Raw genomic sequence first — 10,536 nt, forward strand, 5'->3', positions numbered from 1 at the left:
CGGCCCGGTGATGACGCGGGTGCCCACGGCCCGCACCGGCCAGGGCTACGGCCGCGTCCACAGCGGAGTGGCGGCTGCGCGTGCCGTCCGGTGATAGGGCGGCAGGTCGTCACCGGCCCAGTACACCTCGACCTGTGGAGAGTCCACCTCCATCAGGACCAGCTCGCGCTGGGCGTCCATGGTCAGCTCCCAGGCCGGGACGCCCGGTTCGACCTCGGCGAGGTAGACCCGCCGCCCGTCCTGTGGCCGCCCGCCGGACCCGAACCTCCAGGCCCGCCAGACCGCGATGACGCCGTCATGCTCGGTCAGGGCGTCGACCACGAGGGCGTCCATGAGATCGGCCGGTCCGGCGGAAACGTCCGCCGGCCCCCCGGTCAGGTCCGGAGCGGCCGGGGCGAAGCGGTGACCTGTCTCCGGGACGATGGCGCAGGACGGTACCCGCTCCATCGCGGCCGGTTCCTCCCCGGCTCCGAACGCCACCAGCACGTCACGCAGGACGCCGGCGTCGGCCGGTGTCAACGACACCGCCAGACCGGCCGCCGCGCCCGACAGCGTGTCCGGCAGGTAGGCCAGGTCGCCCTCGGCCAGCATGGACCGGGCATGGAACAGGAACTCGTCGGGGACGCGGCCGGCCAGCCGCAGCAGGAGGCGGTGCAGGCCCGCCAAGATCCGCTTGACCGTCTCTTCCTGCTCGGCGGTCATGTCGCCCCCTGTCATTCCTCCTCCATGATGAGGATGTCGTACTTATCCGGGACCTTGGCCAGTTCGCCGCGCCGGATCATCTGCTCCGCGGTCCGCTCCAAGGACTCGCGGATCCGCGCCTCCAGCTCCGGATCGTGCACCCGCCGGCCGTGCGACTGAGGCGGCAGCAGGATCTCTTCCTGCTCGGGGTGGGTGGAGAAGATGGAGATGTCCCGTCCATTGCCGCCGGTGAGCACGTAGACGACCAGTACTCCCCGCTCGCCCACCAGGTTCTTCGAAACGTACTGCACGGCTACCTCCATGCTCCGGCTCAGGCTCAGAAACTCGCGAGTCGTCCCGTGCGGGAACAGTTTCGATCCGTAGATCGGCGAATGCACCGGCGTCAGCCAGTCCCCCCGGTAGCCGAGCACGGGCCGGTCAGGGGATCCGACGGGAGGAAGCTGCATCAGCGCGTCGTGGGCCATGTCGGCGTGCCAGCGCATCTCGGCGGCCAGCTGCGGCAGCAGGCCGCCGAGGCGTTCGCGGATCTCCCGCCAGGCGGCCCGCTGGGCCCCGCGGGCTTCCCGGATCCCGTTCTCGGCCTGCTGTGCCTCCGCTGTGCGGCCCGCCGCCCGGTGCGCTTCCCTTGCGTGTTTCGCCTGTTCCCCCGTATGGGCGGCGTCGACCCACGCCTGGGCCACCGCGTTCAGCGGCGACTGAGGGGTCAGGGCGCCATCGCCCTCGTGCAGCAACGGCCGCAGCAGGAACGAGAGCGCCCGCCCTTTCCTGCCTTCGGCCAGCTCTGCGAGATAGCCGGCCAGTCGCTTCTCGACCTTCAGGCTCAGGACCTTCCGTACGGCCGCCTCGGACATGCCCGCTGTCCACAATCGGGTCCGTGTCACGTTGTTGATCAGGTCGTGGCTGGGCCGCGTGTAAACGGTCAGCGCCATCATGTGTCCCGGCGACAGCCGCTCCCCCATGGCCTGGACAGCAGCGGGGTCCAGCGGGTCGACGCCGTTGCGGCGTAGCCAGCCGGCCAGCGCCGGATCGGTGACACGCCCGCTGCCGAGCTGCTCTCCCAGCCGGCCGGCGATGTCCCGCACCACCGGGAACCGCGTCTCGGCGAACCCGCCGGGGTCGGTGGCGTGCCGCAGGTACAGGGCCTCGTGCGGGAACAGCCCGTCCTCAAGGAGCCCGGCGCGCAAGGTGTTCAGGTCCATGCCCGGCAGGCCGCGATACAGGTCGACGGCGCTGGCGTGCGTGACCGGCCAGGCCCCATGGTGGTCGAGGCCGGCGAGCTGCGCGCCCCGCATGATCTCGAACAGCGAGTGATCCCGGCCCGGCAACATCCAGCCCAGCAACGCGCCGAGAAAACGATCCGACATGACCTCGTCCATGCCGAGGAACTTGGCCGCCATCAACATCTTGGTGCTCGTCAGCGAGATGCCGTCGACCACGGAGTGGCCGTCGTCGGCGGTCCTCCTGGCCCATCGGCCGGAGGTGATCTCGTGCAGGGTCCGGCCCTCACGCCAGGGCAGCGGGTCGTCCGGGCGTAACGGGCCGTCGGCGACCCGCTCGGCGAACGCCCGCTCGAACCTGCCGAGAGGCGTGCCCAGGCCCTCGTAGCGGGCCGGAGTCGTGAACCCGAGCCGCTGCTGCTCCTCGGGGCTGCGCTCCCGCCGGTGCCCCTGGCTCTGGATCACTTCGGCGAGATCGCGGACGCCCCGCTCGGACATCATGACGACGTTGCCGGTCTCCAGCGGGTCGCGGGCGAACCGCGACCCGCCCGTCAGCCATGCGTCGAGCGTTCCGAGTATCGGCCGCTGGAAGCCGCCGTCCAGTTGCCGCCGCGCGCGTTCCAGCAGGTCCAGGTCCACGCCGGCGGCCCGGGCCGGCTCCAGGTCGCCGGTGTCGACAACGTGGAGAAGAGCCTTCGCCAGGGTGTGCGGATGGCCGTCGTTGAAGTAGGCGGCGTTGTAGAAGGCCGTCACCAGCTCCCGCAGGTTCCCGTGCGCGAGCAGCTCGTCGAGCGTGACACGGGTGCCGGCCTGGCCGGCGCTGCTGGGGGCGTCGTCGCGGAAGAACGCCTGTTCGGCCCGTTGGGTGCGGGCGGCGGGGCTCTCGTCCGGTGCCCGCGGCGTGAGCTCGGAGAGGACGTCTCGCATGCTCCGCACTGCCACGCGGGCCGCCTCCAAGGTCTGCGGATCGTTGAAGTAGTGGGCGCCCAGCCGCTGCTCGAACCGTTCGGTGCCGGCCGCCCACCGGGCGTCGGCGAAGAAGCCCTCGAAGCCGAACGGAACGCGGGCCTGGTGGTGCGCGCGCCCGGCCGGATCCGCGGATCCGGCCGGCCGCGGCCCGTGGACCGCCGCGGCGGCGGTCGTGCCGCCGGGCGAGACGTGCCTGGCCACGCCGGACGCGGGGTCGGGGACGAGCGCGCGCAGGCCGTCGGGCGGGGCGGCGCCACCATGGGGGCGACGCGTGGCGGCCAGGTGCTGGGCGGCGGCGCCACCATGGGGGCGACGTGTGGCGGCCAGGTGCTGGCCGTCGGCGCCCAGGGCGGCGGCGGTCCCGCTCTTGAGTATCAGGTCCCAGTCCAGTGGGTGACCGTCCAAGGTCAGGCTGATGGCGGAGGTCATGGCGCCCGTGACGGCGTACTGCGTCGCCTTCCCGGACAGGGTGCCCGTGAGATGGGCCAGCACCTTCTCCCCCAGGGCCGCCTCCGCCCGCGCCACCCCCGCCCGCAGCGCCGGTGTGGCCAGCCGGCCGAGGCCACCGCCCAGCAGGCCGGTCAGCAGCCCGTTGATCGCGCCGTCGCGTGCCGTGGCCGCCAGCTGGTCCCAGTCGATCCTGTCCCGCCGTCCCTCCGCCACTTCGGAGCGCTGCGCCCCGAACTCGAGCGCCGTGGCGAACGCGGTGAACACCGCGATCAGGATCACGGTGTACCTCGCGATCTCCAGGATCGTCATCCGGGTGACCTGAAGGACCGCTCTGAGGCACCACGGCGCCTGCAGGATCACCACGGGCAGCACCGCGAGCAGCAACAACACGACCAGAGTGATCATGCGCTCGGCATGCCGGATCGCCACGCCCACGCCGTTCAGCGCGATCGCCGTGTCGACCAGCCGCTTGACCAGGTCAGCCTGCCGGCCGCCCACAGTCCGCAGGACGTGTCCGGCGAACGCCTCCTGGGCCGCTCCGTCCCACTGATCTCCGACCAGCTTCGCCGTGCGGGGATCCGCGGCGGAACTGCCGGCCACCACCCGGTGCGCCGCGGCCACGCACGCGTCGGCCATCCGGAAGCAGCCGTCCGCCTGCCCCTCCGGCCAGGCCATCGCGGTCACCCAGTCCACATACGGCCGCAGTGCCTCCGGTACGACGCATCCGTCGAACGCCACCCACGATCACCGTCGACTCGTCCGGGGGGACGGATCGCCCGCGTTGCCGTACCCGGCCCATCCGGGGTGCTCGGCGGACTCGTACGTGATCGCCGCCCTGGTCAGGTCCTCGCTCGTGCCGTCGAGCTCGGTGAGATACGCGTCGAAGGCGGCGAAGAGCCCCTCCTCGATCCCGGGAAGGCGTCCTGCCAGCTCCGCGCCGTACATGTCGTCCCCCAGGGCGGCCCGGTCCCGGTCGAGAGCCTGCCGAAGGGCCCCCCTGACCTCCGCCACCTCATCATGGTGATCCCTGATGACCGAGCTCTGGCGCCGTAACGCCTGCCAAGCGACGGAGTACCCGGTCCGGCTCATGTCCGAGCCGGACAGGGCGGTTCGCCGAGCGGCTGATGACGGGGCTCCCCCACTGATGATCTACCTTTCGTGTCGGCACAACGGCGCACACAACCTAGGGAGCCCAGGTGACGCGCGAGTGACCGTCAGCCCACACATGATCAGCCATTGGATGACCACGAAGATCATCATGTACGGGGTCCGGGCGGGCGGCGGCCTTCCTTCTGGCGGGCGCGGCCGGCGGGTGCTCGCGCGAGCAGGGTCGGATCGCCCGTCAGCGCAGGTCAGCGGGCCTCTCTCGCGGGCGCCGGCCTGAGTAGGCAGGGATTACTCAGGCTCGCGGCGGGGAGTCGTCGTATGACAGGAGGAAACCGACGATAAGGACTTTCCATGAGCACCATTTCGTCATTCACCCAGCAGCGGCCTGCTTTCGGCTCCGTGCCGCGCGGCCTTCTCGCCATCGCCACCGCCGCCGCCGTCCTGGGTGTCCCGGCCCTGAGCGCCTCCGCCGCCGCGCCGGGGTGCGCCGCCGCCGCCGCGTACTACGACCGGGCTCCCACCAGCGCCAACATCACCCAGGTACGCCAGGCGGTGCACTGCCTCATCGACGCCGAGCGCGCCAAGGCCGGGCTCCCCGCACTCATCCGCAAGAGCACGCTGGACGCCGCGGCGGCTTCGCACGCGGCCGCGGCCGCGAGCCAGAGGTGGTGGCGGCCGGGCGCGGACTCACACCGCAACCCGCGGACCGGCTCGACGCCGGGCAGCCGCGTCAAAGCCGCCGGATACTGCCCGAATCCCACCTCATGGGCCTACGCCGAGACCACGTACACCGGCTGGGGCGGCTCGGGCACCCCGCGGGCCGCCGTGCGCTGGTGGGTGCACGTCAGCACGTACGGCCACCGCCAGATCGTCCTGAGCCGGACGCTGACCGACGTCGGCATCGGGGCCGCGGCCGGCTCGGCGGACCCGGCCGGAGCGGGTGCGGCGGGCGGCGGGACCTATGTGGTCGACTACGGCCGCTGCAGGCAATAATCGGCCATCGAGGCCGAAGAGAGAGGTGCGCGATGAAACTGGTGGTGCAGGAATTCCTGTCGCTCGACGGTGTCTGCCAGGGGCCGGGGTCGCCGGACGAGGACACCAGCGACGGGTTCACGCGGGGTGGCTGGTTCGTACCGCACCTGGACGAGGAGTTCGAGGGGCTGGCCGGCGCCTGGCTCGGTGAGGCGGACGCGTTCCTGTTCGGCCGCCGTACCTATCAGAACTTCGCGCGGGACTGGCCGAAGATGACCGACCACCCCGGCGCCGCCATCTTGAACGGCCTGCCGAAGTACGTGGCCTCCCGCAGCCTGACCACGGCCGGGTGGAACCCGACCACGATCCTGTCCGGCGACGTCCCCGCCCAGGTCGCCGAGGTGAAGCGGCGGCCCGGGCGGGAGCTGCAGGTGCACGGCAGCGCCCGGCTGGCCCAGTCCCTGCTGGCCGCCGGGCTGATCGACGTCTTACGGCTCGTGATCGCCCCGGTCGTGGTGGGCCGGGGCCGGCGCCTGTTCCCGGACGGCGGCGCCCCGGCCGGTCTGCGGCTGGTCAGTCATCAGACGACATCGGGCGGCCTTTCTGTGCACGTCTTCGAGTCGGCGGGGCTGCCGGAGTACGGGACCTACGGCGCCGGCGCGCCCTGATCACCGGGCTACCGGCTCGATGTCGGCTGTACGGGTTCGTGCGCCGCCGCGGACGGCAGGTGCCGTTCGAGCCAGAGGGTGCAGCCGAGCGCGGCGAGGTTGGCGGCCCCGAGGATGAGGAACGGCGCCGCGTGACTGACGCCGAACAGCGTGGTGAAGAAGACCGGGGCGATGATCTCGGCTGCGACGAAGGAGTACTGGAACGCCGCGAGGTAGCGTCCGCGTGCCTGGGACGGGGAGATCACGGCCGCGAGGGCCATGGAGGCCGGCGCGTGCATCACCTCGGCGAGGGTGAACAGGAGCGTCGAGGCGATGAGCGCCGCCATCGCCCACGTGCCCCGGCCTTGAGTGATGGCGGCGAGTGCCAGGCCCCAGCAGGACCACAGTCCCGCGGCCGCGCACAGGACACGGGTCCGCCGGTAGGGGGCGAGCCGGCGGGTGATCGTGCTGCCCGCGAGGGCGATGAGGACCGCGTTGCCGACCAGGACCGCCGAGGTCAGCCACGGGGGCCCGGCCAGGGCGGCCTTGACGAACGTCGGTAACGCGAGCCCGAGCATGAGGGTCGACAGGGCGTAGACGACGTTGAGCGCGGTGAGCCCGAGGAACGCCCGGTCCGCGATCAAGGTTCCGTACCCGGCGGAGGCCGGCGCGCGGTGTTCCGCACGGCGTGGCAGGTGCAGCAGGGCCGCGAGGGCGAGCGCCGCGAGTGCGAAACAGGCGCAGGAGGCGTACGCGATCGCGTGGTAGGTGCTCTGCCGGCCGTCGGCGATGAGGAGGCCGGCGATGAGTCCTCCGACGCCGATTCCCACGGTCCTGGCGATGTTGGCCCGTGCGTACCAGAGGTCTTTGCGGGTGGTGGCGGTGTGGTCGGCATGGTCGGCGATGAGCGTGAAGATCGACGACCAGTAGAACCGCACCCCGACCGCGCCGGCCGATGAGGCGAGGAAGATCCCGATGGGTTCGTTCACCCAGACGTAGGCGAGAAATGACGCGGCTTGGAGGAGCTGGGCCCCGATCACCAGCGGGCGCGCGCCGAACCGGTCGGCCAGCGCCCCGGCCCACAGGGGGATGGGAATGGTGACCGCGTTGGCCGCGCCGAGCAGGGTGCCCAGCACGGCGAGCGGGACGTCGGTGAGCGCGGTGAAGTACACGATCGACAGCGGCAGGAAGAGCCCGCTGCCGATGGACGCGAGCAGGAGGGAGGCGACGAGTGCGGCTCCGCCGCGGCTGGTCGGGTTCGCAGACGGCATGATGTGGCCTCGTGTTTCAGCGCAGGAGGAGACCCAGGGGCCGGCGAACTCAGGAGGGGGACCGCCCGGCCGCGGCGAGAGGGGGCCGGGACGCCGATCACCAGAGGCGCGACCGCCGAGGGCGATGTCACGGGTCATCTGACGGCCGAGCGGCACAGACCGCGGCGCTCCCGCGCCCGAAACGGCGCAGAAGCATGCGGACGAGCGCCGGCACAGGCGGCGACCGTCGCGCTAGACATCCATGAGCTGCATGGCGCGACCCTACCGGGTCCCCTCCACCGGCGGAAATCGCATCAGCCGGCCTGCGTCGTCAGCAGCCCCTTGGCGGTACGGGCGGCCCGGGCGGCGACTCCGAGGATGCCCGAGGTGATGAACGTGCCGCCTGCGGCGAAGTCGCCCACCACGTGCAGGCGCGGGTCGGCGGGGGCCAGCCCGCCTGACGGGTGCAGCGCGGCCAGCCCGTCGGCGAGGAGGGAGGTGACCAGTCGCTCGGCCGCGCGGGGCACCGTCTGCGGCGGCGGGTTCAGGGCGTTGACGACGACGTCGGCGTTCAGGTCGCCGCCGTCGCCGCGCACCCGGAACCCGCCCTGCGCCGCCTCGATCTTGCGTACGCCCGGGGCCGTGGTGAGCTGCCCGGAGTCGAACAGGCCCAGGAGGGCGGCGGCGTTCACCGGCACCATCGGCGAGGCCACGCTGGTGGCCAGACGGAGGGAGCGGCGGAGCCGTTCGCGGTCGGACTCGGGCAGCAGCCGCCACGCGTGCGGGGCGACGGTGTGGGCGCTCTGCTGCAGCACGCGCCGCCCGATCCTGGGATCGTCGACGGCGGCCAGTTGCGCCCGCAACCACCGTACGGGCTCCTGGGACCTGACCGTCAGCAGCTCGGCCGTGAAGCGCTCGAAGTCCTCGCCCTTTTCCGCCAGTTCGGCGCGGAGCAGCCCGGCGAGGTCGCCGAGCGTGACGCCGCCGTGCTCGCGGCCGAGCGCCTCCACCCGCTCGACGGTCAGGTGCCTGGGCTGGTAGCCGAGGGGGCGCTGGTAGACGTGGGGGAGCAGGCCGGTTCGCGACACCAGCGCGATCCGCCCGGTATGGCCGCGTGCCGCGAGCGACACGGCCACGTCGACGGCGGTCAGCCCGCTGCCGATCACCGCGACGTCGGCCTCGGTGTGGACCCGGTCGAGCGTGGCCGCCAGGGGATACGGGTCGCCGACGAACCCGGGGGCGCCGTCCAGGCCGTAGTGGTCCTGCGGCGTCCCCCCGCCCACGCACAGGACGACCTGGTCGGCCGGGTGCTGGTGGCCGCCCTCGGCGTACAGCGTCAGCCCGAGGCCGCGGGAGCGGGACACCGCGACGATCCGGGCGGCGATGACGCGGGTGCGCCAGCCCCGCCCGCGCAGGGTGGCCAGGGCGGTCTCTGCGGTGTCGGCCAGGTACTCGCCGTAGAGCGCGCGGGGCACCAAGGGCTGTCCGAACAGGTCGTCCATGTGGGCGGCGGCCCGCTCGGCGCCCAGCCAGGAGGAGTAGTGCCCGAAGTCCGGATGGCGGATCGACATGATCGCGGGCGGGACGTTGACCAGCACTCTGTCCAGATCCGGCCCGTACGGGCGTCCCCGCCACAGGTGCGGGGACGGCTCGAACACGGTGACCTCTCCCGCCTCCGCTTCGCTGACGGCCAGCGCGTCCAGCAGGCCGACGGCGGCGGCGCCGGCTCCGACGATCGCGATATGCATGACGTTCTCCCGTGTTTCTCGTGCAAAAGGGTCGGGCCGAGTCTCGTGCGGGCTGGGACGATGGCCCATCCCCCGCTTGCGGGGGAATCGCGGAGCATGACCCCCTCAAACGAGGGGTTGGCGAGGGAGGAGAAAACCGGCAAGCTGACCGGCGTGCGGCCCTCACGCAGGAGCCAGGGAGAACGGCCGCACCCGCTAGGAGGCTTGATGACCCACCCGCGCCGCCACACCGAGATCGTGTCGGCCGCCGAGCGGGCCGGCGACGCGCTGGACCTGTTCAGCCGGGTCTCGGCCAGGCTGCGGCGGCAGGTGCCGTTCGACTCGGCCGTGTGGGCGGCCACCGACCCGGAGACGGGCCTGGTCACCGCGCCCATGCTGGTGGAGAACCTCGGCTCCAGCGAAGGATGCGCCGACTACTGGGAGAGCGAGCTCCTGGAGGAGAACGTCCTGCCGTTCCGTGACCTCGCGCGCGCCGCCGTCCCCGTGGCCGGCCTGCGCGCGGCCACCGGCGACCTGCCCGAGCGCAGCGCCCGCTTCCGCCGCCTGCTCGGCGGTCAGGGCGTGGCCGACGAGTTGCGGGCCGTGTTGCGGATCGGCGACCGGCCGTGGGGCGTGGTGAGCCTTTTCCGCATGCGGGGCGGCCCGGCGTTCGACCCGCACGAGGTCGCGCTGCTCGCCGAGCTGTCCGGCCCGCTCGCCGATCTGCTGCGCCGTTTCGCCCGTCCGTCCGCGTCGGCCGGCGGCCCTGGCGCCTCCGCACCCGGCCTGCTGCTCTTCGACGCGTACGGCGAGGCGACGTCGATCAACGAGGAGGCCCGGCGGTATCTCGCGCTGCTGCCGGACGGACCGTCCATCCCGTCGGCGCTCGGGCTGCGGCTGCCCATCTGGTTGATCGGCACGGCTCTGCAGGCGCGGGCCATCGACCGAGGCCGTGATCGCGGCAGCGCCCGGATTCGCATCCGGACCCTCGACGGGCAGTGGCTGTCCTGCCATGCCTCATGCCTGAGCGGTGCCGGCGGGCAGCCGGGCCCGATCGCGCTCGTCATCGAGCCGGCCGCCGCCGGCGATCTGGCGGTCATGGTCGCCCAGGCTTACGGCCTGACGCCGCGCGAGTTCGAGATCGCTCAGCTCGTGGCACGGGGTCTGCCCACCACGGAGATCGCCACGGCCCTGTTCATCTCCCCGCACACCGTTCGCGGTCATCTCAAGGCCGTCTTCGGCAAGGCGGGGATCTCCAGCCGGGGTGAGCTCGTCGGCCGGCTGTTCGCCGAACCGCACCGGCCGTAGCCGCCAGAACCGGCGCAGCGGCCCCGGCCGCCAAGACCGGCGGGGCTGCCTGGGTCGCCGGGGGCCCCCGGCGCCCCCCGCCGCGGGCGGCGCCGCGCGCCGCGCCCCAGGGGGGGGGGGGGCCGCCCGGCCCGGCCCCCCCCCCCCCCCCCCGCCGCGGCCCGGGCGGGGGGGGGGGGGGGTTGAT

The 10,536-nt window shown here is 72.9% G+C and carries 8 protein-coding genes; 3 read left to right on the forward strand and 5 right to left on the reverse strand.

The features are described 5' to 3' along the window. Positions 1-45: 45 nt before the first annotated feature. The 3 genes from ACWD0F_RS47540 to ACWD0F_RS47550 are packed head-to-tail and all read right to left on the reverse strand — an operon-like array spanning position 46 to position 4,349. Positions 46-717, reverse strand: a complete 672-nt coding sequence (locus ACWD0F_RS47540) for a hypothetical protein (RefSeq protein ID WP_449889079.1) — start codon at positions 715-717, stop codon at positions 46-48. Continuing rightward, positions 714-4,076, reverse strand: a complete 3,363-nt coding sequence (locus ACWD0F_RS47545) for a hypothetical protein (RefSeq protein ID WP_449889081.1) — start codon at positions 4,074-4,076, stop codon at positions 714-716. The genes ACWD0F_RS47540 and ACWD0F_RS47545 overlap by 4 nt, the downstream gene beginning before the upstream one ends. A 6-nt stretch (positions 4,077-4,082) precedes the next feature. Next, positions 4,083-4,349, reverse strand: coding sequence for a hypothetical protein (locus ACWD0F_RS47550; RefSeq protein WP_449889083.1), 267 nt, complete (start codon positions 4,347-4,349; stop codon positions 4,083-4,085). A gap of 447 nt (positions 4,350-4,796) precedes the next feature. Between ACWD0F_RS47550 and ACWD0F_RS47555 the strand changes: the two genes are divergently transcribed. Next, the gene (locus ACWD0F_RS47555; RefSeq protein WP_449889085.1) at positions 4,797-5,438 is read left to right on the forward strand and encodes a CAP domain-containing protein; all 642 of its coding nucleotides are present in this window, start codon (positions 4,797-4,799) and stop codon (positions 5,436-5,438) included. A 32-nt stretch (positions 5,439-5,470) separates the two neighbouring features. Further along, positions 5,471-6,085, forward strand: a complete 615-nt coding sequence (locus ACWD0F_RS47560) for a dihydrofolate reductase family protein (protein WP_449889086.1) — start codon at positions 5,471-5,473, stop codon at positions 6,083-6,085. An 8-nt stretch (positions 6,086-6,093) separates the two neighbouring features. Here the strand turns inward: ACWD0F_RS47560 and ACWD0F_RS47565 are convergent, their stop codons facing one another. Together ACWD0F_RS47565 and ACWD0F_RS47570 are read right to left on the reverse strand one after the other, a co-directional pair. Next, on the reverse strand, positions 6,094-7,335 hold the full coding sequence (locus ACWD0F_RS47565; protein ID WP_449889088.1) for an MFS transporter: 1,242 nt from the start codon (positions 7,333-7,335) through the stop codon (positions 6,094-6,096). Positions 7,336-7,628: 293 nt separating this feature from the next. Further along, positions 7,629-9,062 carry an FAD/NAD(P)-binding protein gene (locus ACWD0F_RS47570; protein ID WP_449889089.1) on the reverse strand — a complete coding sequence of 478 codons (1,434 nt, stop codon included), beginning with the start codon at positions 9,060-9,062 and terminating at the stop codon, positions 7,629-7,631. 207 nt (positions 9,063-9,269) lie between these two features. On the opposite strand from ACWD0F_RS47570, the gene ACWD0F_RS47575 reads away from it, so the two are divergent. Then, positions 9,270-10,349 (forward strand): LuxR C-terminal-related transcriptional regulator, encoded by a 1,080-nt coding sequence (locus ACWD0F_RS47575; RefSeq protein ID WP_449889091.1) that lies wholly within the window; start codon positions 9,270-9,272, stop codon positions 10,347-10,349. The last annotated feature ends 187 nt before the right edge of the window (positions 10,350-10,536 follow it).

Source organism: Nonomuraea sp. NPDC002799 (assembly GCF_053592075.1).

Coding starts and splice junctions, on each gene's coding strand:
- ACWD0F_RS47540 (WP_449889079.1), bottom strand. CDS start 717: ATGACAGGGGGCGACATGACCGCCGAGCAGGAAGAGACGGTCAAGCGG.
- ACWD0F_RS47555 (WP_449889085.1), top strand. CDS start 4,797: ATGAGCACCATTTCGTCATTCACCCAGCAGCGGCCTGCTTTCGGCTCC.
- ACWD0F_RS47560 (WP_449889086.1), top strand. CDS start 5,471: ATGAAACTGGTGGTGCAGGAATTCCTGTCGCTCGACGGTGTCTGCCAG.
- ACWD0F_RS47565 (WP_449889088.1), bottom strand. CDS start 7,335: ATGCCGTCTGCGAACCCGACCAGCCGCGGCGGAGCCGCACTCGTCGCC.
- ACWD0F_RS47570 (WP_449889089.1), bottom strand. CDS start 9,062: ATGCATATCGCGATCGTCGGAGCCGGCGCCGCCGCCGTCGGCCTGCTG.
- ACWD0F_RS47575 (WP_449889091.1), top strand. CDS start 9,270: ATGACCCACCCGCGCCGCCACACCGAGATCGTGTCGGCCGCCGAGCGG.